Raw genomic sequence first — 19,164 nt, forward strand, 5'->3', positions numbered from 1 at the left:
CTATTTATTTGCCCTCTTCTTGGATTTTGATTTGGCAACTTTTTTTCCTGAGGCATCGCCTTCCAGGGCAATTTCAAGCACCTCTCTCACATCCTTGACGCAGGTGAACTTGAGCTTGGCCTTGACCGCTTTGGGAATATCATGGAGATCTTTCCGGTTCTTCTCAGGAATGATCACCTCTTTGATCCCTGCGCGAAGCGCCCCAAGAGCCTTTTCTTTGAGTCCTCCGATGGGCAGCACCCTTCCCCGCAGGGAAATCTCTCCGGTCATGCCGACCTTGTTGTTGACCTTGATGCCGGTGAAGGCGGAAACTAGGGCAGTTGCCATGGCGATGCCCGCCGACGGTCCGTCTTTAGGAATGGCGCCTGCAGGCACATGAATATGAATATCATGGGTGTCAAAAGCGTCTTTATCAATCCCCAGGCGCTCCTGATTGGCCTTAATATAGGTCAATGCAGCCCGGGCAGACTCCTGCATCACCTCTCCGATCTGCCCGGTGAGCTGCAGTTCGCCCTTGCCCGGAAACAATGAGGTTTCAATATACAGATGCTCGCCACCAACCTCTGTCCAGGCCAGACCTGTTGCCAGGCCCACCTGGCTTTCCTCCTGGTCCAGTTCGTTGATATACTGGGGGGGCCCCAGATATTTTGCCAGATTATTTTTGGTAATGCCAAACCGGCCTTTTTTGCCTTCGGCAATCTGGCGTGCAATTTTTCTGCATATTTTATCCAGCCGGCGCTCAAGTCCGCGCAGCCCAGCTTCCAGTGTATACTCGGAAACAATGGACTCCATGGCATTGGGGCTGATATGGATTGAGCGTCGGATCAGGCCGTTGTCCTTGAGTTTTCTGGGGAAAAGATGCCGTTTGGCAATCGCCACCTTTTCCTGGCGGGTGTAGCCGGAAATATAAATGACCTCCATCCTGTCCAACAGCGCGGAAGGAATGGTATCCGCCATATTGGCCGTCAGGATAAAAAGCACATTTGACAGGTCAAAGGGCATGTTCAGGTAGTGATCGGAAAACTCAGAATTCTGCTCCGGATCCAGGGCTTCCAGGAGTGCGGACGAGGGATCGCCTCTAAAATCACTGCCCAGCTTATCAATTTCATCCAGCATGAACACCGGATTGGCGGTGCCGCATTGGCGGAGCCCCTGCAAAATCCGGCCAGGCATGGCGCCGATATAGGTCCGCCGATGGCCACGGATCTCTGCTTCATCCCGGATACCGCCCAAAGAAACCCTGTGGAACTTACGCTTCATGGACTTGGCAATGGCCTGGCCCAGGGAAGTCTTCCCCACACCCGGAGGGCCGACAAAACAGATAATCTGCCCCTTTTTCTTGGGATTGAGCTTCCGGACACTCAGATATTCCAAAATCCGTTCTTTGGCTTTATCCAGGCCATAATGGTTCTGGTCAAGTACCTCTTTGGCCTTCTTTATGTCCAGAAAATCCTTAGTAACCTTGCTCCAGGGCAGTTCCACAATGCAGTCCAGATAAGTCCTGACTACGGATGCCTCTGAAGAATCAAAATGCATCTGTTCCAGGCGTTTTACCTGCTTTAAGGCTTCTTTCTCACATTCTTCCGGCATCTTGCATTTTTTAATTTTGGCCTTAAACTCGGCCAACTCCGCCAGCTTGTCGTCGCTTTCCCCCAGCTCCCTGTGGATGGCCTTGACCTGCTCGCGCAGATAATAGTCCCGCTGGTTCTTGGAGATTTCATCTTTGACATGGGTCTGGATTTTAGCCTGCACTGTGGACAGATCCAATTCCCTGGCCAACAGGTCATTGACCTGGACCAAGCGGGCCACCGTGTCCGTAATTTCCAAAAGCGACTGGGCGTCACCCACCTTGAGATTCAGGTTTGACGCCACCAGGTCGGCCAGTTTGCCGGGAGAATCAATATGGGAGAGCAGATCCCCAACATCACCCGCGAACTCACCCTTGAGCGCCAGCAGCTTTTCACTGTTCTCCTTGACATTGCGCATGAGCGCTTCGATTTCAATATCGATTTCTTCGGGCTCAACATCTTCAAGCACCTCGACCATGACCTTGAAAAACGAACGCTTCTGAACGTATTCTACAATTTTTGCCTTGGCGATCCCCTGAACAAGCGCCTTTATTCTGCCGTCGGGCAGTTTGATCATTTTCTGGACACGGCCGATGGTCCCGATATCATAGACATCATCAGCGCCCGGTTTTTCAACGTCGGAATCCTTTTGGGCGGATAGGAAAACATACCGGTCATATTCCACGCATTCTTCTACGGCTTTGATGGACTTTTCCCGTCCGACAAACAGGGGAAGCAGCATATCCGTAAACACGACCACGTCCCTGACCGGCATCATGGGGAGGGTTTTGGGAATTTCTTCTATATTGCCTTCTTTTTCTATAATCTCAATAAGATCATCAATATCTGCTTCTGCCATTTATACTCCTTAATAAATAAAACAAGATCAGCGGGGATGTTGAGCGTTTTCCCGCTGATCTTCCCAACTTCTGCTGATCTTCCCAACTTCTGGGTCAATACTCCGGATTAATTTGACTCTAAGAATAAAACAGTTTTTTTTTTTTACAATATGCTTGAAAAAATATTTTTAAACCCAGTATAGTCGGATAATTTTTTATGTTTTGGTAAATCCACAATGAAAAGGTCAGCCCATGGTTCAATATCCGATAGTTATCCCTGCATTCATTTTCATTCTAGGCGCCTGCATCGGCAGCTTTCTCAACGTCGTCATTTTCAGGCTGCCGGCCGGTGAATCCATTGTAAGCCCGCCAAGCCACTGCCCAAAGTGCGAAAACGCCCTTCCGTTCTATCTGAACATCCCCATACTAAGCTACGCCCTGCTCCGGGGGAAATGCCATTTCTGCAGCACCCCTATTTCACTGCGCTATCCTGCAGTGGAACTGCTCACAGGCATCGTCTGCCTGCTACTATTTCATAAATTCGGCCTCACCCTGGAAACCGCCTTCTGGATCATATTTGCATCCACTCTGATTGCGGTATCGTTCATAGACATTGACCACCAGATCATTCCGGACGTTATTTCCATTCCCGGAATTTTTATTTTTGCCTCTTCTGTTTATTTTGTCCCCGGCATGAACTTTTACCAGACCGCACTTGGCATTCTGGCCGGAGGCGGAATCCTTTACGCGGTGGCTTACGGTTATTATTTCTTAAAAGGGATTTCCGGAATGGGGGGCGGAGATATCAAACTGCTCGCCATGATCGGCGCGGCCACCGGACTGCCGGGCATACTGTTCACCCTGTTTGCAGGGTCCCTTTTGGGCACTGCCGGCGGAATCATTTCAATGGTTATGGAAAGAAAAAGGGATTTTAAGCTGAAAATCCCTTTTGGCCCCTTTTTATCAGCAGGTGCATTGATTTACGTACTCTGGGGGGAACAATTGATACGGTGGTATATAACCCTTCTTGCCCACTGATTTTTTTAAGTTCCCATCAGGTACCGGCGTAGCAGACCTCCACAACCACCTTGCCTTTGGTGGTTCGGAAGGGGACACTGACTACATGGTTGGCAGCTTTATTATGGGGGACATCCTGCCCCCTGCCATGAAGCACCTCCACCAATTTCACTTTAATCTTTTTATCAAGTTCGGCAATCTTTGTGGTGACGTGGCCGGCCACCATATTGGAAATTTCCCCCACGGCATCTGTGATCTCCTCATTGATCTCGGTCATTTCCTCCCCGAACATGGCGGAAACGATGCCTAGAATACTTTTTTCCGAGAAGGAAATCGCGGCAGTCCCCTCAAGGTCCCCAGAAATCTCCAAGAACCCCGTTATATCACCATTTGCAACACCGTCAGGCTTTAAAAAAGGGGGTTCAGGCTTTACTTTTACGAAAGCGGTGGTGTCAAGTATGTGCAAAGTCCCTTCAATGAAAGGATTGACAAGCGTTACGTCCATTTTTACCTCCTGTTTGAAATAATTCTATGTTGTTTAAAAAAAACTGGCAATGAAATTTTGAAAAAAACGCAATAAATACTTGACACGCCCTTCTCAACGACGTAACGTACGCAAAAGCTGATTTAAATTTATTCAACTTTAGGAATAAAGATTAATATCACACAGATAATTCCTAAAACTTAAAAAAAGGAGTGATACGATGAACAAAGGCGATTTAATCAACAAGGTTTCAGACGTTCTGAACAGCAAGAAAGAAGCCCAGGCTGCAGTAGACTGCATGATTGAAGCGATCACGGAGGCACTTGCCAACAACGATTCTGTAACTCTCGTCGGCTTTGGCACATTTAAAACAGCAGAAAGAAAAGCCAGAAAGGGCAGAAATCCCCAGACCGGTAAAGAAATCGAAATCCCTGCCAGAAATGTACCCAAATTCGTTCCGGGCAAAGCCCTTAAAGACGCCGTAAAATAACTTTACTCGTATTTAAGTGAAATTTTCTTCAGGCAGTATTGACGCGGTCAATACTGCCTGAGTCGATTTATGGGCATGGCATTCAACGCAGAAAAAATCTTTCTACCGTCAGTAGGTGTGGATCTGGTATTCAATATGGATACCGACACGCCTATCTCAAGGGCGTCCATTATCTACGATGCCGACTATAAGAACAAAACCATCACCATTGCACAACCCAATCCGGCTCTGACCCCAAACACTGCCTTTGACCAACTCCACCTGACAACCATTGTCCACACCGGGCAACGCAGGACCAGAATAGGGATAAACTGCCTGCCGGTAAAGTTTATTGAGAACTACCCTTTGGCCAACCGGACAACCACCCGGGCGCTGATTCTCCAGTATACCCTGCCCGCCTCTGAAACTAATATCCGGTCCGCATTCAGACTCGCAGTCAGCACCAGCCATACGGTAAAGGGAAAACTGCTTTACAACCAGAAGGATTTCTTCACCGTCAAAGATTTCAGGGTAAAAGACATCTCTTTTACGGGGCTTGGCATCGTGGTTCCCAAAAAAAGGGGAAAAGCCGTTCCCGTCCTGGCGGGGTTAAGGGTGGGCACACTCCTGCCAATGGGGATTTCCCTTGTGGATAACAAAAAGGAAACGCCCCTGGCCACCTTTCCCCTGAAAGTAAAAGTGGTAAGGGTCAATCAGAACTATTCCGAAACCCATATCCTCATCGGCATGAGAATCCAAGGAATCACGCCTGAAAACGAAGAACTGCTAATTAAATTTATACACGAAGCCCAGATTGCGGAACTAAAAAGAATCAGCCAGAAAGGCTGACATTTTATTGATATGTGATTTTAGCCAGGCCAATTGGGCTTTTTGCCGCTTATCCAAGGGCTCTGCCTCACCTGTATCAATTCCGGATTGTATATTCTCCACCTGAACCAGGGCGCTGTCACAGGTAAACTTTTCATCGTTTTTGTATCCCTTTACCGCATCCCCATCCCCGGAAAGCCGTTTAATATGGGCTGAGAGTTCAGCATTCCCGGAAAGTGGCGCGCCAAAGCTTCTGGCCAAAATACGGGCAGCCAGTACGCTGACCCGCCGGCTCTTAAATGCACGGCAGATTTGATAGAGACTGGAATGGTCCTTCTCCCTTGAAAGGGCCTGGTGGAACGATGCGATTTCTTTTTTCTCAAACGGCGAAAAAAAACCGCCCTGATAAAGGTCGGCATCGGGATCCACATCCGGAATATCAGGATACCGGTATGCCCTGTGATAGGCGGCTGTTTTCAGAAAACATCCGTCATCCCCATGGATACGGTCAAGATTATCCTTGCAGGCCGCAGCCGCTTCCGGGTTAAGCCGCCCCCAGAACCGATCCAGACAGGGAAGAATAAAGAACTGGTCCCCCGGCCGCTTGCGGGTAATAAAAACATTATAAATGCCGTTTTCCTCGTCCATCTCTGCCAACAGGTCCGGTTTATCCAGTCGCAGCCACAAGCTTTGGTTCTTATAGGGTTCAGACTGGCCCAGATGAATCACAGGGGCCATATAATTACGATCCGCACCAAAGGAGACCGAGACCATTAATCCGATCTTGAACTGTGAATTAACAGCCGGGTTCTGACTCTTCAACTCCTGGATACGCTGGTTATCCGTTTGTTTATCAAAAAAGCCCAGCAGATATTCCCAGACCTTTTTCTCTTTTTGAAAAATTCGGGCCATGCACAGCAGAGCTTCGACATCCGCCATGGCCTCATGGGCCCTTCCGGAGACCTGGAACCGGTTTTCCCGTGAGATATGTTCAAGCTTTAAGGTGGATTTCCCATTTTCAAGCATAGGCCACGACAGGATGTTCCCGCAGAAAACCCGGTAGACCGCGGCAACAGGCAACAGGTCCATTCGCCCGCACCCGTTGGCATATTGGTGGGAATAGGGATCCAGCAGGTTGCGGTAGAACAAAAACCGCAGGAATTCGTCGTCAAACCCCAGGGAATTATATCCCAGGCTAATGGTTTCCGGCGTATTGAATAATCTATGGATTTTCAGGGCGGCCTGGTACTCTGGGATGCCGGCATCCAACTCCTCAGGTGTCAGGCCATGGGTAAGAAATGCTGCGGGTGAAGGGACAATATCAGGCCGCAGCTTAACCGTGATGACCTCCCGGGACAATTCCACCAGGTCAGCGTCGGTTTTAATACAGGCAAAGGTCAGCACCTGGTCAAAGGCCGGGCTCAGACCTGATGTTTCAATATCGTAAAAAAGGAAATGCATCCTCATCCTGTTCTTATGATGGTCAAACGACCTCGGCCAACCCCAAAAAGGGGAAGCAAAACAAGTTGCTTCCCCTCCAGGAATCGTCGGACCGAGTAAAAAAGACTATCTTTTTGAGAACTGGAAACTGGCTCTTGCGCCCTTTTTACCGTATTTTTTACGCTCTTTCTTTCTGGCATCCCTGGTCAGGAAGCCGGCGGATTTTAACACGCCTCTCAACTCGGGATCGGCAATAACCAGTGCTTTGGAAATGCCCTGGCGTACAGCCCCGGCCTGACCGCTCTGGCCACCGCCCATGACAGTGATTTTGATATCGAATGCATCACCCTTATCGGTGAGCACCAAAGGAGACGTCAAGAGGTCCTGGTTTACTGTGATATCAAAATATTCTTCCATTTCCCTTTTGTTTACGACAATTTTTCCTGTACCAGGTACAAGCCACACTTTGGCCACAGAATCTTTCCGCTTACCTGTTGCGTAAAAAACGTTTCCGGTTTCCATTGATAGTATCGCGTCCTTATTTTCTTCTTAAATTTCAACAACTTCAGGCTTCTGAGCAGCGTGGGGATGCTGATCGCCTGTATATACGAATAATTTTTTGCCAAGCTTCCGGCCCAGTCTGTTCTTGGGAAGCATCCCGCGCACAGCCTTCCGGAGCACTTCTTCCGGTTTTTTCTCAAACATTTCTTTGACGGAGGTTGATTTGATACCGCCCATGTAACCGGAATGCCTGTAATAGGTTTTCTGGCCCATTTTGTTACCGGTCAGCTTAACCTTGTCGGCATTGATAACAATCACCCAATCGCCCATATCCACATGGGGAGTATAAAGGGGATTATGCTTTCCGCGGATCCTGTAAGCAACCTGTGATGCAAGGCGCCCGAGCACCATGTCTTTTGCATCAATCACGCACCAATTTTCTTTGTTGTCAGATCTTTTCGCACTATATGTATATTTTTTCAATGTTCTACGCTCCTCTCAGTAAACACAATCAGCGATATTTACATAATTTCATTTAAAAAGTCAAGCATATTTTACAATTCAATATGTTTTTCATTTTTCGGGCCTCCTTTGCCAGCGGCCGACAGCTTTGCGTTCGGTTTGGGCATGGCCATGCTGCCGGAGGTTTTGCAGGAGACATCAGCATTGAGCACCCCGCCGTTTTCAACAATCAGATCCTGGCAGACCACCTTGCCGGCACAGGTGCCTGTGGATAAAATCACCAGTTCCTTGGAGGCTTCCACCTCCCCCTGGAAACTGCCGCCGATGGTGAGGCTGGAGACCTTTGTGGCACTGGAATGAACAATGCCGTCTTCGGCAATAATAACCACATCCCCGTCGATGGTGCCGGTGACCTGGCCTTTTATGATCAGTTTACCGGTGCTGGATATGGAGCCGTCAATTTTCAGCTCTTTATCAATGATACTCAGATTTTTTCTGTCATTTTTACCCAATGTCCCTCTCCTCAATGTCTCTATGATTGAATATCAATATATAGCTTTCCGACCTCTTTTCCGTCCAGGGTGGTGACCACCTGATACTTGAGGCCCTTTTTTTCAGTGGAGTACCTGGGCATCAGTACACCGGCGCCGGTATCAATGACGTAGCCCCGGTCTTCGCCGTTATTCAGACTTTTGTTCCCCACAAATCCCTTAAAATTGACAATATATTCCGAGGGATCCACATCTCCGGAAAGAAGATCCACAATCACCAGCTTGTCCCCCCTGTTCAGACCAATTCGTCCGTAATTGTCAATCACCCTTGTGGCGCCGTTGATCTTAAGCTTATACCTCAGTCCCTCCACACGGCCTGATTCGCCAAGGGTCAATTGTGGCACCTGTTCCGCCTCCGCCTGCTCTCCCACATCCAGGAAAACGCTGCCGCAGGCGTAGAAATCCTTTTTAGCTTCTATGCGGGTGGGCTCGGTGATTTTCAGCTTTTTTTTCATATCATTGAATTCGTTGCCCAGCCCGATGACATCAACACTCAATCCCCGCCTGTAGTTGGCCACAATGTCAAGCACCTGGATGACATCTCCCTTTCGAAGCTTCAGGCGCTGCATCTTGCCCACCACGACGGGAATGGAATCGTTAACGGAAATTACCATATAGGACATTTCCGGCTCTATCAGATCAATGCCCGGGGATTTGGGGACAATGCCCAGCAGCGACATAAACCCGTCCACCCCGAGGATGTGCTGGCGCACCTTCTGCTCCAGGGGCAGGGATTTTGCCGATTCAATGCCGAATGCCGGTATTTTACAGACATTCATGGCATAATAGGTGGCGGACCTTCGCTGCTCTTTATGCCGGGAATCGGGATGCCCGGTCCGGTGATTATTAAAATGAAAATACTGCCGTTCATCCATTATACCCCGGTTGATTTTTTCAATCACCTCCAGCGCCATCTCCTGAAGATTGATTTTCTTTTCCCTGTCCTCCTCCCCGCCGGTGTTCAGGAAATCATCATCGGCAATCACGGACTGCCCGAATTTCTGGGGGTTTCGCTCCGGCCCCTCCCAGTCAAAGGAATAAAAGCCTGATCCTTCATGGAGATTTAAAAAGCAATCACTTTCGCAGATCAGTTTCTTCAGGACATCCACCACCTTAGCCTCATAATTGCTGGTGTGGTCATCCATAAATTTCCGGTTCATATCCTGGTTGATCTGCCGTTCTTTTTTCAGGATGGAAGGGAAATTCGCCCGGGGCACAACGATGAGATTCCCCTGTTCCAGTGAAAGATCCACGTAAAAATCAGCGGCAATGAATCCGGCAGGCTCGTCTCCCTGGATGCCGCCGACGATTAACAGGGTTTTCCCCGGCTTTGACCCGAAAATACGATATACGTGGAGTTCATTCTGTTCTCCTTCAAAATACACCGTATGGGTTTTCTGGCCGGCAGTCCCCATTGCCGGTAACAGCAATACGCCTGCGCAGCATATAAATTTCAGCAGGAACAAGCCTGTTATTTTGAGGTAGGTTGCCATCTAAACTAGTCCACCCCGTTAATCGCCATGGTATTTTTATACATTAGTTTTTCATCATCGCCAAAAACATAGACGGTGGCGGTTTTAAAACGATCCGGCGCCGCCTGGCTCCTGATAGTGAATTTTACCGGCTTAAAACGGGTGATTGAAAAATACTGCCCCTTACGATAAGGCCTGGGAATTCCCTTTTCCATCTGCCCCCCGGGAACCACCACCCAATTGGCGGCATTACCGGGCTCGGGCTTCATCACGGCAAAAATGCGGCCTGAAATCTCCTTGGCGGTTTTGGAAATATTCCGGATGTTGAACCGGACGGTGAGCTGACCGCTTGTTTTCCCCCGGGTCAATGAAAATTTTTCAACAGAGACCACATCATCGGGGGGCGTGACCTCTGGCAATTCAGCAGGAACATCCTCCTTCGCCGGTGGCTCAGCCGCGACCGCAGGTGTCTTTTCAGGGACCGGAACTGGCGTTTCGGTGGGAGGCGGCACTTTATCGGGCTTGGCCATGATACCGGGCTGGGTTTCCTTTGACGGCAGCCCCTTCGTTGCCAGCAACGTCGGCGGTTCCTTGGCCGGCGCCGTTTCAGGTTCGGGGGAGGCCTGACTGGCCAGTTTCACGTCCTTGCCGGCCATGACCAGGCGGGCCATGAGAATTTCCTTGTCACCGGTCAGGCGTTCCGCTTTTTTTTCAGCAACAGCCAGCCGTTCCGTTAGATCGACATTCTCTTTCCTGGCCTGGGAAAAAAGGTAATAAAGCAGGGCCGAACCCAGCAGACCTGCCACGCTGACGATGAAAAACAATTTGACCAACGTTTTCAGGTAAGCACCTGAACGCAACTCGCCGAAATCATCAACAATGAGAATTTTCTTTTCTCTGCTGGTTTTGTACGGAGCTGGTTTTGCCTTGGCTATTTCCCTTTCCAGTTCTCTCGATATATCTTCCATGCCCCACCTTTTTTCACGAGTTTCAACTTTTTTCTGCCCTTGGCGGAAAATCCGCTGGACCTATAGCTTTGAAGAAAACTGACCACATACCCGTCCTTTTTCTTAACCACTTTATAGTCCGACCCGGTCACCTTGATATAGTCATACCGCCCGGCAAGCTGCTTTTTCCGGCGGACCCAGGCCTTTTTGCCCAGGCCGTCCGAATAAAAATCACTGGCATAAAAAGCGGCATATTCAGCCATATCCTTGGCCGACCAGGCTGCCAGCCATTGCTCAACGGTTTCCAACACCTCATCATCCGCAGCCCCGTCTCGGACCACCTTCCCTGCGGCAGCGACCAGGACGGCGCTCCCCCCTTCATAAGGTGCCGCCTTTTTCTGAAAGAGATCCCCCAGAATCACCGGTCCCTTTGGGGAATCCTTGATAAAGAACTGGCGCTTGCCTAAATATTCCCTATCCCCTCCGGACGCCAGGTACATATCCATAAGTACCACCACCACCTTGCCCTGGGCATAAATGCCGACCTGTTCCGCCAGCACCTTAAGAGAAATACCTCCCTTCCGGGCCGCAGTTCTCAGCCTCAGCCAGGTCTCCCACCAGGCAATATCCGGTAAATAGGTGCTGTCATAGTGAGCCAGATAATCATGGTAGCTTCCCGATTCAAGTGACTGGGTCCAGCCTTTTAAAAAGGTATCAATCCGTCGCCTTTCAAGGGCCAGTTCCTCCGCCGGTTTAAGCCCTATCTTTTCCACGATAATCAGGGGCGTAGCGTCCAGCTGAATGTATCCGGCCAATGCCATGATATTATCATTATCCAGAGCAATACACCCGTTGGAGTCCATGGGCCTGAGGGGTTTGTCAGTGCCGTGGATCCAGATGGCCGATCCCTGCTTCCCAAGACGCAGATCCAGGAAATTGGGGTAGTCCGAAGGAAAGGCTTTTTTACCGTAAACCGGTGTCAGATATCGGTCCTCATATTCATCCTTGAGGAAATATACCCCTTCAGGGGTTTTTTTGTCCCCGGCCTTTGTTTTGGGGCCGGCCACCTCTCCGGTGGAACAGGGAACGCTAAACACCTTTTTCACCCGCTCTTCGTCTCCCGCCCATACAGAGAGGGTCTGGGTCTCTTTTTCAACGATGATGGCGTTCTCTTTCCCTGGCATGCGGATCAGGGCATCCGGTGAAAAACGGGTGTCGCCATACCCGGCCCCTGCAGCCATGGATAAAAAAAGCAGGGAAAAAACAATACTGCCGATGATGCGGATTAATCTCATGGAATTCAATCAACTGCCTTTCGGATCAATCTTTAAATGCCGATATGCCTTTTCGGAGGCTTTTCTCCCGGAGGAGGTCCTGAGCACCAGTCCGATTTTCAACAGATAGGGCTCCACGACATCCACAAGGGTATCGGTCTCTTCCTGAAGGGTGGCGGCAATGGCTTCAATGCCCACCGGCCCTCCGTGATAAAACTCTATAATGGTGCCAAGGTAACTGCGGTCCAGCCGGGTCAGTCCCAGATCGTCGATGCCTTCCAGCGCCAGCGCCTCTCTAACGCCGCCTGCAGTTACACGGCCTTTGTATTTGACCTGGCAGTAATCCCGGACCCGTTTGAGCAACCGGTTGGCGATACGCGGGGTCCCGCGGGATCTGCGGGCCAGTTCCAGGGCCCCTTCGTCTGTCATCTGGGTCTCCAGCAGCGCAGCAGAGCGTTTAATGATGACCATCAGTTCCCCGACATCATAAAAATCCAGGGTGCGAAAAATGCCGAACCGGTCCCGGAGGGGTGCCGAAAGCAGGCCCACGCGGGTTGTGGCGCCGATGAGGACGAATTGTTTGAGCCTGTAGCGGTGGCTCCGGGCGTGGATTCCCTTGTCAAAAACAAAATCCACGGCAAAGTCTTCCATGGCCGGATAGAGGAATTCTTCAACCACCTTGGGGATTCTGTGGATCTCATCCACAAAGAGTATATCCCCCTCCCCCAGGTGGGTAAGGATGCCGACCAGGTCCCCCCCTTTTTCAAGGGTGGGGCCGGAGGTCACCGTCAACTCTTTCCCCATTTCATTGGCAATGATATGGGATACCGTTGTCTTACCAAGTCCGGGCGGTCCGTGAAGCAGGATATGATCCAGGGGTTCATTTCTCATCTTGGCGGCCTGGATGGCGATTTTCAAAGTCTCAACGGCCGCAGCCTGTCCCACATAATCGTCAAACCGCTCCGGTCTTAAGGATACGATTTCCGGGGCCCGGTCTTCCTGTTTAAGGCTTTCGGAAACCACCCCCTTTTTATCCGATGAAAAAGATAAAATATCCGATCCCATCCTTAACGGTTCTCCTGGTAAATTTCATCAAAAAGATCTTCGGGGGTGCTGATCTCCGGGTTCCGCTCAAAGGCTTCTTTGATCATGCGCCGGGCAGATGCGGCGGAATGGCCGAGTTGTTCCACCAATACCTCCGCCACCTGCCTGGAAACGGTCTCCTGCTCCGCGGGTACACTCCCGGCACTGCCGGTATCTTCCGGGATTTCATCTGCAGCCGCATCGGCAAACACGGTCACTTTCCCGTTCAGAGTGGCAATGATTTTTTCAGCTGTCCGCTTTCCAATACCCGACAATTGAGACAAAAACCGGGTATCCCGGTCCTCAATGGCCCTGGCCACCTCCCCCACCGGGCAGGTAAGGGCCTTCACCGCCTTCATGGGGCCAATGGCCGACACCGTGATGAACAACTGAAAAAATTCCTTATCCTCCGGAGTCAAAAATCCGATGAGTACCGGCTTGGGCTGCCGGTCCGTGACATGGTAATAGATATAAAGAGCCACCCGGTCCTCATCCCCCTCACTTACAGCCCGTGACAAGGTGACAGGATCCAGAAGGACCTCATATCCGATATGTCCCGCCAGCAGAAGAATACTCTCTGCTTCCCGGCGTATAATCCGCCCCTCAAGATATCCGATCATTACTCACCCTAATTATTTACTCCCGTTCTGGAATTGGTTTTCAATGGATCTACCGCCCATACCTGTATAATCCGGTCAGCGCCAGTCCCAGGGCGTCCGAGGCGTGGAAGGGGCGAATGGGCTCGTGGTGGTTTACCAGATGCCGCACGGAGCGTTCCACCTGGTGCTTATCAGCACTACCGCTTCCAGACACCACCTTTTTAACCTCACGGACCGACACCTCACGGACCTGTGCCCCGGCTTCGAAAGCCGCCAGCAACAGTATCCCTGAGACTTTGCCCAGCATAATACCCGATCCGGGATATTTTTCAAGGGAGTAGATATCCTCTATCACCACAAGATCGGGAGATTGTTCCTTGAGGAATTCTTTTGTTTTCGTGTAAATCTTGTGCAGCCTGGCAGGGGTAGGATCTTTGGCATCCGTTGCAATACTTCCGAAAGAATATCCTGCAATCTCCCGGCCGTTTCCCAGGACAAGTCCGATCCCCGTACCGGCAAGTCCCGGGTCAATTCCAATCACCTTCATTGTCTAAAAAAGGGGCTCATTTAATACTTTTGAGCTTCTCCCGGGCATATTTTGCCTCTTTGGAGTCGGGATGCCGCTTAATCAGTTCCTTGAGTATAAGCCGCGCATTGGCCGTTTCCCCCAGGGCGGCAAAGGCATACCCCTGTTTGAGACGCGCAGCAGCAGCCTTATTTGAGCCTGGATAGGTCTCAAGCACCTTCTGGTATTCAAGAATGGCTTTTTCAAACCATTTTTCCGCGTAATAGGAATCGGCAATCCAGAACCTGGCGTTATCCGCCTTTTTTGATTCGGGATACTTGTTTATGAAGTTTTCAAACTGAAGCCGCGCATTTTCCTTGTCGCCATCGTCAAAGAGCTTTTTGGCGAAATTATAGAGCCCATCTTCCGTATCCTTGGTCAGGGCCGGGCCGGATTGAGCCGTTTCTTCAGTCGGGCCCGGTTCGGAAGGCTCAAAGCCCATATATTTTTCAAGGGCAATTACCTTCTCGTAATTTTTGGAAATGGCATTATCCAGGCGCTCCATGCGCTTTTCAACATTTTCCTGCCGGGCCCGGTCACTGGTGCCCAGGCGGTGCTGGAGTTCTTCCATCTGCCCCTGAACCTGGTAAAAACGCTCCTTGAGCTGCTGTACCTCGTACTTGAGTTCAGCGTAATTCTCCCTGGAGCTTTTGGCGCCCTGGCTCATATCGGTCTTTAGTCTGTCAAGGGTATTGGCCTTATCCTGCTGGGCGGCGGCCCGGCGGTTGTTCTCCCTCTCAATGGCGGCGACCCTGTTTTCCAGCACAAGGTATTGTTCCTGCCCCACACAGGCGGTCATCAGCAGGAAAAACGGCAGCAGACAGCAGTAAAAAAGAAAACGTTTCATTTTATATTCCAAATATTAATCCAGCCCGTGGCAGATGACTGGCCGGGCAAAATAAACGGACGGGCACAGCCCTCGCCCAAAGCGGCGGCTGCGCCCGAAAAGGCCTCCAAAGAGACAAACTATTTAATTACAAACTGGGCCCGCCTGTTTTTACGGAAGGCTTCCGGTGTTTTGGCAGGATCAATGGGGCGTTCTTCGCCGTAGCTGATCATGTCCAGACGTCCGGCGGAGATACCGAGGTCCACAAGATAGTTTCTGGCGGCCTGTGCCCGGCGTTCGCCCAGGGCAAGGTTGTATTCAGTGGTGCCCCGCTCATCGCAGTGCCCCTGGATGGTAACCGCTGCCGCGGGATTGGCATTCAGCCATTCCGCCTTTTCCTTGAGCAGCATCTTGGCCATGGAGCTGAGTTCCGCACTGTCATACTCAAAATGGATATTCTGGTTGACGAACCTGTTTTTTGCCGCGGCAATTTTAGCGGCTTGCTCTTTGGCGAGCTTTTCGGCAAGTTCCTGGGCCTTGATCCGCTCGGCTTCAATCCGGGCCTTTTCAGCAGCGGCCTCTGCTTCTGCCTTGGCCTTGTCTTCAACGGTAGTCGGTTCAGTCACAACCTTCTTCTGGGCACAGGAAACTGTCATCATCAATCCTGCCACCAGCACGGCCATCATCAGTCTCATCCACAATTTTCTTTCCATAACGCCTCCTTAAGTTTTATATTTATTGTTTTTAGTATCCGTTTTCAAACCCCGTGGATCCGGACCAATCCGGCTGGCTCTGTTCTCCTTTAAGGGATAACAGCCGTCGCTGGTCGGTCCCGGCCGCGGTCATAACATACAGCGCTGCCCGGCCGCCCTCCCGGTCGGATTTAAAGACGATAAGGCTGCCGTCAGGCGACCAGCAGGGGTCTTCATTACTGCCCGCGTCCTTTGTTAGTTGAACAGGCGCCCCGGGCTCCGGATCAAGGGGGATAACAAAAATATTAATCCGGTTTTTATCTATGCCCACATAGGCAATCTTCTTACCGTCAGGCGACCAGGCCGGCGAGGTATTGTAGCGCCCTTCAAAGGTGACGCGGTTGACTTCACCGGATTCAAGATCCTTAACGTAGACCTGGGGATTCCCTCCCCGGCTGGAGGTAAACGCTATTTTCCGGCCGTCGGGAGAAAATTTCGGAGAGACATTGGCCCCCCAACTCTTGGTAACTCTTTTAATAATTTCTCCCTTTTTGGTCAACAAATATATTTCCTGGTTTCCTGAAAAGCTGAGTGTAGCCGCAAGTTGCAACTGCACAGGGCTCCAGTCCGGAGAAATATTGATTCCCTTGTAGTTGACCACCGCCCCTCTTTTTTCCTTTAAATTTTTGATAAAAATATCCGGGCCGCCTTTGGCATAGGAGACATAGGCCAGCCATTTTCCGTCATGGGACCAGGCAGGGGACAAAGAAATGCTTTTGTGATGGCTAATCTGTTTGGGGTTGTTGCCATCAAAATCGGAAACAAAAATCTCTTTATTTCCCCCCACCGTAGATACAAAGGTCATCCGGGTGCCAAAAATCCCATAACTGCCGGTCAGTTTCATGGAGATCTCGGAACAGAACATATGAATCATTTTACGGATCTGTTTGGGGGTTCCGGTGTAAATTTTGCCGACAACCAGCTTGGTATTATAGGTGTCAAACAGACGGAGCCTTAATTTGACCTGCCCTTGGGACGCTTCGATCCCTCCCGTTATGAGAAGTTCAGCGCCAATGGAAGTCCAGTCCTTGAAATGAATCTGCCCCAGCTGGATACCGGATACGGCCGGATCCGATAGAAAGGCCGCGGAATCCATCACCTTTAAATATCCGGTGAAATCAAGGGCCGCCTTGAGCACCTCTTCGGCATAGCCACCGCCTTTTACCTCGGCGTCACTGCCGGTGAACGCCTTAAACCGGGTGACTGCCACGGGTGTCTTATTTAAAAACGGATTGCTGATATTGATATAATCGTAATCCCTGGCCACGGCCTGCGGCACCATTCCCAGGGATAAAAAGACGAGTATCGGCAACAGGGGTGATAATACGGATTTCCATCTCAGACAATACATACACAAATCCTCTTTATTCCATTGGAGACCTGAACTGGTTATTTGAGCCCCTTTGGGGTAAAAATAAGCCCCACCTCATAGGATGCCATGCCCTTCGGCAATTCAGGCAAGGGGTTGGACCGCCGGATCGCCTTTTTGGCGGATTCATCCAGATATCGGTTCCCCGAGCGGGTTTCATAGGAGATATCCCGGATTTCACCGCTTTTTAAAATCTTTACAAATACTGTTACTTCAAGGTTCTGGTTCATGCCGGCAAGGGTCTCATTAAACACCCAGTTTTTGCTGACATGAAGCTGTATTTTCATTTTATAAATTTCAAGGGGCCCGGGATCTGCCCGGCCGGTGCCCGCGCCGAGCCCCGGACCTTTTTTAAGCCCCCGCCCTTGACCGGCAACGGCCTGCTGCATCCGTTTAAGGGCCTGGTCAATCTGTTCCCTGTTCTGGGCTTCCACCTTTTGTGCCAGGGCCTGCCTGGCTTTTTCCAATTCCTTTTCCGGATTTTTTTTGGCCTTGGGCTTCAGTTTTGTTTTCTTTTTCTTTTCAGCCTTTTTCTCCTTCGCCTTCCGGGCCGCCATGAGATCTTTGATATTTTTCGGTTTCGATTTCAGACTGATCTCCGGCTTGAGAACCGGAACCGGCGTGGGGGCAGCCACAGGCTCGGGGTCAGGTTCCGGCAGGGGCTTGGCTTTTACGCTCACAGCCTCTTTTGCCGGTTCAGGCTCCTGGGTTGCCACCTTCTCCGGCATGGCTTCCCCGATCTCCGGCCCGGGTGCCAGTGAAACCAGGTCCACCCGGACCACCCTGGGCTTGGGCGGCAGAAAATCAAAGTCATGAAACCATATCAGCGCAGCGAAAAATGCCAGGTGTACTGCCAGGGAAAGTATACACACCATGGCCAGACTTTTCGCACCATGAACCTGGGAACCGAAGAGGCGCCCGCTTTTTTTTCGAACCTGAGACCGGATAGCCATTTTCTATTTATCAGCGGCCTTCTTCTTCATCGGGCAGGGTGATCATTCCCAGGCTTTCAACGCCTGCATTTTTAATTTTGCCCATCACGTTCACCACCACCCCGTAGGGCACTTTTTTGTCGGCTTTGAGATAGACCTTTCTTTTATCCAGATTCTCCAGCACCGCCCCTAGTTTTTCGGTCAGAAAGGCTGCACTGACTTCCATATCGTTGATATAGACCCTGGATCCGTCGTCGATGGCCACAATCAGGCTCTCTTCATCCGAAGGCAGGGCCTCGGAGGTTGCTCTGGGCAGATCCACATCCACCCCCTGTACCATCATGGGGGCCGCAACCATAAAAATAATCAGCAGAACCAGCATCACATCCACAAAAGGAGTGACGTTTATTTCCGACATAAACTGGCCGTTATCCCCTCCCAGCTGCATTATGCCTCCATTTTCTTCTGGATGTCCCGTTCAATGATATTCAGCAGATCCGAAGAGAAACTCTGAAGTTCCGAATCCAGCACCCGGATCCTGTCGGTAAAATAATTATATGCAATGACGGCCGGGATGGCCACTGCAAGGCCTGCGGCCGTGGCCACCAGGGCCTCGGAGATCCCCGGCGCAACAACGGCCAGACTGGCGGAACCGGACAGGCCGATCCCCTGGAACGTGCTCATAATCCCCCATACCGTACCGAAAAGGCCGATAAAAGGGGCGGTATTGCCCGCCGTGGCCAAAAAGGGGACCAACTGGGTCAGCCGACGGATTTCAACATTGATGGCCCGGCGCAGGGTCCGCTTCACACTGCCCATGGCCTGGAAATAGGACACTTCGATATTCTTCAGGCTCTGTCCCTCTTTTCCGTCGGACCGGGCCACCTCCATATAAGCCGTCATAAAAATCCTGGCCACCGGACTGGCCCTCAGCGCCTTGGCCTTGTTAAAGGCATCGGCCAGGGTACGGCACTGCCAGAACATCTCAGTAAAATCGGCAGATTCCCTATATGCCCTGCGGATATACCTGAATTTTATAAACACAATTGCCCAGGAAATAATGGAAAAGAACAGCAGCAAAAGCATGACAAATTTTACAACAGGCCCCGCATCGTTGAGAATATACAGCAGGCTGATGGATTCGGCGGTCATAACTCCCCTCTAAATCTATGGTGGTGGATGCCGG

21 protein-coding genes are annotated in these 19,164 nt (G+C 50.7%); 3 read left to right on the top strand and 18 right to left on the bottom strand.

Going from position 1 to position 19,164, the window contains the following annotated elements:
• Entirely contained in the window at positions 1-2,427 is a 2,427-nt protein-coding gene (gene lon / locus HUN04_04020; protein WDP88943.1) for an endopeptidase La, read from the bottom strand.
• 232 nt (positions 2,428-2,659) lie between these two features.
• On the opposite strand from lon, the gene HUN04_04025 reads away from it, so the two are divergent.
• A complete protein-coding gene (locus HUN04_04025; GenBank protein ID WDP88944.1) occupies positions 2,660-3,445 on the top strand; it encodes a prepilin peptidase in 786 nt (261 codons plus the stop codon).
• A gap of 16 nt (positions 3,446-3,461) precedes the next feature.
• Here the strand turns inward: HUN04_04025 and HUN04_04030 are convergent, their stop codons facing one another.
• Positions 3,462-3,929, bottom strand: a complete 468-nt coding sequence (locus HUN04_04030; protein WDP88945.1) for a chemotaxis protein CheX — start codon at positions 3,927-3,929, stop codon at positions 3,462-3,464.
• A 199-nt stretch (positions 3,930-4,128) separates the two neighbouring features.
• Between HUN04_04030 and HUN04_04035 the strand changes: the two genes are divergently transcribed.
• Both HUN04_04035 and HUN04_04040 read left to right on the top strand, forming a co-directional pair.
• A complete protein-coding gene (locus HUN04_04035; GenBank protein ID WDP88946.1) occupies positions 4,129-4,398 on the top strand; it encodes an HU family DNA-binding protein in 270 nt (89 codons plus the stop codon).
• 69 nt (positions 4,399-4,467) lie between these two features.
• A complete protein-coding gene (locus tag HUN04_04040) occupies positions 4,468-5,226 on the top strand; it encodes a PilZ domain-containing protein (protein WDP88947.1) in 759 nt (252 codons plus the stop codon).
• Here the strand turns inward: HUN04_04040 and HUN04_04045 are convergent.
• The 16 genes from HUN04_04045 to tolQ all read right to left on the bottom strand — a co-directional run bounded on the left by HUN04_04045 (position 5,200) and on the right by tolQ (position 19,130).
• The gene (locus tag HUN04_04045; protein WDP88948.1) at positions 5,200-6,666 is read right to left on the bottom strand and encodes an exodeoxyribonuclease I; all 1,467 of its coding nucleotides are present in this window, start codon (positions 6,664-6,666) and stop codon (positions 5,200-5,202) included. The two genes, HUN04_04040 and HUN04_04045, sit on opposite strands and share 27 nt — an antisense overlap.
• 105 nt (positions 6,667-6,771) lie before the next feature.
• On the bottom strand, positions 6,772-7,167 hold the full coding sequence (gene rpsI / locus HUN04_04050; protein ID WDP88949.1) for a 30S ribosomal protein S9: 396 nt from the start codon (positions 7,165-7,167) through the stop codon (positions 6,772-6,774).
• 27 nt (positions 7,168-7,194) lie between these two features.
• Positions 7,195-7,629: a 50S ribosomal protein L13 gene (rplM, locus tag HUN04_04055; protein WDP88950.1), complete on the bottom strand. Its 435-nt coding sequence runs from the start codon at positions 7,627-7,629 to the stop codon at positions 7,195-7,197.
• Positions 7,630-7,700: 71 nt separating this feature from the next.
• A complete protein-coding gene (locus HUN04_04060) occupies positions 7,701-8,120 on the bottom strand; it encodes a polymer-forming cytoskeletal protein (GenBank protein WDP88951.1) in 420 nt (139 codons plus the stop codon).
• A gap of 20 nt (positions 8,121-8,140) precedes the next feature.
• On the bottom strand, positions 8,141-9,589 hold the full coding sequence (locus HUN04_04065) for a succinylglutamate desuccinylase/aspartoacylase family protein (protein WDP88952.1): 1,449 nt from the start codon (positions 9,587-9,589) through the stop codon (positions 8,141-8,143).
• A 68-nt stretch (positions 9,590-9,657) separates the two neighbouring features.
• Positions 9,658-10,599 carry a hypothetical protein gene (locus tag HUN04_04070; GenBank protein ID WDP88953.1) on the bottom strand — a complete coding sequence of 314 codons (942 nt, stop codon included), beginning with the start codon at positions 10,597-10,599 and terminating at the stop codon, positions 9,658-9,660.
• A complete protein-coding gene (locus HUN04_04075; GenBank protein WDP88954.1) occupies positions 10,563-11,873 on the bottom strand; it encodes a L,D-transpeptidase family protein in 1,311 nt (436 codons plus the stop codon). Before HUN04_04075 ends, HUN04_04070 begins: the two co-directional genes overlap by 37 nt.
• 9 nt (positions 11,874-11,882) lie before the next feature.
• Positions 11,883-12,917, bottom strand: coding sequence for a Holliday junction branch migration DNA helicase RuvB (gene ruvB, locus HUN04_04080; protein WDP88955.1), 1,035 nt, complete (start codon positions 12,915-12,917; stop codon positions 11,883-11,885).
• Between the two features lie 2 nt (positions 12,918-12,919).
• Positions 12,920-13,555, bottom strand: a complete 636-nt coding sequence (locus tag HUN04_04085) for a Holliday junction DNA helicase RuvA (GenBank protein ID WDP88956.1) — start codon at positions 13,553-13,555, stop codon at positions 12,920-12,922.
• 49 nt (positions 13,556-13,604) lie between these two features.
• Positions 13,605-14,081, bottom strand: a complete 477-nt coding sequence (locus HUN04_04090; protein WDP88957.1) for a crossover junction endodeoxyribonuclease RuvC — start codon at positions 14,079-14,081, stop codon at positions 13,605-13,607.
• Between the two features lie 16 nt (positions 14,082-14,097).
• Positions 14,098-14,946 (bottom strand): tol-pal system protein YbgF, encoded by an 849-nt coding sequence (gene ybgF, locus HUN04_04095; protein WDP88958.1) that lies wholly within the window; start codon positions 14,944-14,946, stop codon positions 14,098-14,100.
• 119 nt (positions 14,947-15,065) lie between these two features.
• Positions 15,066-15,638, bottom strand: coding sequence for a peptidoglycan-associated lipoprotein Pal (gene pal / locus HUN04_04100; protein WDP88959.1), 573 nt, complete (start codon positions 15,636-15,638; stop codon positions 15,066-15,068).
• A 31-nt stretch (positions 15,639-15,669) separates the two neighbouring features.
• On the bottom strand, positions 15,670-17,028 hold the full coding sequence (tolB, locus tag HUN04_04105) for a Tol-Pal system beta propeller repeat protein TolB (protein ID WDP88960.1): 1,359 nt from the start codon (positions 17,026-17,028) through the stop codon (positions 15,670-15,672).
• A gap of 38 nt (positions 17,029-17,066) precedes the next feature.
• Complete coding sequence (locus tag HUN04_04110) at positions 17,067-17,921, bottom strand: TonB family protein (protein ID WDP93152.1); 855 nt, start codon at positions 17,919-17,921, stop codon at positions 17,067-17,069.
• Positions 17,922-18,009: 88 nt separating this feature from the next.
• Entirely contained in the window at positions 18,010-18,426 is a 417-nt protein-coding gene (gene tolR / locus HUN04_04115; GenBank protein ID WDP88961.1) for a protein TolR, read from the bottom strand.
• On the bottom strand, positions 18,426-19,130 hold the full coding sequence (tolQ, locus tag HUN04_04120) for a protein TolQ (GenBank protein ID WDP88962.1): 705 nt from the start codon (positions 19,128-19,130) through the stop codon (positions 18,426-18,428). Before tolQ ends, tolR begins: the two co-directional genes overlap by 1 nt.
• Positions 19,131-19,164 lie beyond the last annotated feature (34 nt).

Source organism: Desulfobacter sp. (assembly GCA_028768525.1).
GTDB lineage: Bacteria > Desulfobacterota > Desulfobacteria > Desulfobacterales > Desulfobacteraceae > Desulfobacter.

Excerpts from the sequence above, each read along its gene's own strand:
- ybgF (WDP88958.1), bottom strand. The coding sequence starts at position 14,946 with ATGAAACGTTTTCTTTTTTACTGCTGTCTGCTGCCGTTTTTCCTGCTG.
- HUN04_04070 (WDP88953.1), bottom strand. The coding sequence starts at position 10,599 with ATGGAAGATATATCGAGAGAACTGGAAAGGGAAATAGCCAAGGCAAAA.
- ruvB (WDP88955.1), bottom strand. The coding sequence starts at position 12,917 with ATGGGATCGGATATTTTATCTTTTTCATCGGATAAAAAGGGGGTGGTT.
- lon (WDP88943.1), bottom strand. The coding sequence starts at position 2,427 with ATGGCAGAAGCAGATATTGATGATCTTATTGAGATTATAGAAAAAGAA.
- HUN04_04110 (WDP93152.1), bottom strand. The coding sequence starts at position 17,921 with ATGGTGTGTATACTTTCCCTGGCAGTACACCTGGCATTTTTCGCTGCG.
- HUN04_04075 (WDP88954.1), bottom strand. The coding sequence starts at position 11,873 with ATGAGATTAATCCGCATCATCGGCAGTATTGTTTTTTCCCTGCTTTTT.
- tolB (WDP88960.1), bottom strand. The coding sequence starts at position 17,028 with ATGTATTGTCTGAGATGGAAATCCGTATTATCACCCCTGTTGCCGATA.
- pal (WDP88959.1), bottom strand. The coding sequence starts at position 15,638 with ATGGAAAGAAAATTGTGGATGAGACTGATGATGGCCGTGCTGGTGGCA.
- tolQ (WDP88962.1), bottom strand. The coding sequence starts at position 19,130 with ATGACCGCCGAATCCATCAGCCTGCTGTATATTCTCAACGATGCGGGG.
- HUN04_04040 (WDP88947.1), top strand. The coding sequence starts at position 4,468 with ATGGGCATGGCATTCAACGCAGAAAAAATCTTTCTACCGTCAGTAGGT.
- HUN04_04035 (WDP88946.1), top strand. The coding sequence starts at position 4,129 with ATGAACAAAGGCGATTTAATCAACAAGGTTTCAGACGTTCTGAACAGC.
- HUN04_04025 (WDP88944.1), top strand. The coding sequence starts at position 2,660 with ATGGTTCAATATCCGATAGTTATCCCTGCATTCATTTTCATTCTAGGC.
- HUN04_04085 (WDP88956.1), bottom strand. The coding sequence starts at position 13,555 with ATGATCGGATATCTTGAGGGGCGGATTATACGCCGGGAAGCAGAGAGT.
- HUN04_04090 (WDP88957.1), bottom strand. The coding sequence starts at position 14,081 with ATGAAGGTGATTGGAATTGACCCGGGACTTGCCGGTACGGGGATCGGA.
- tolR (WDP88961.1), bottom strand. The coding sequence starts at position 18,426 with ATGCAGCTGGGAGGGGATAACGGCCAGTTTATGTCGGAAATAAACGTC.
- HUN04_04045 (WDP88948.1), bottom strand. The coding sequence starts at position 6,666 with ATGCATTTCCTTTTTTACGATATTGAAACATCAGGTCTGAGCCCGGCC.
- HUN04_04030 (WDP88945.1), bottom strand. The coding sequence starts at position 3,929 with ATGGACGTAACGCTTGTCAATCCTTTCATTGAAGGGACTTTGCACATA.
- rpsI (WDP88949.1), bottom strand. The coding sequence starts at position 7,167 with ATGGAAACCGGAAACGTTTTTTACGCAACAGGTAAGCGGAAAGATTCT.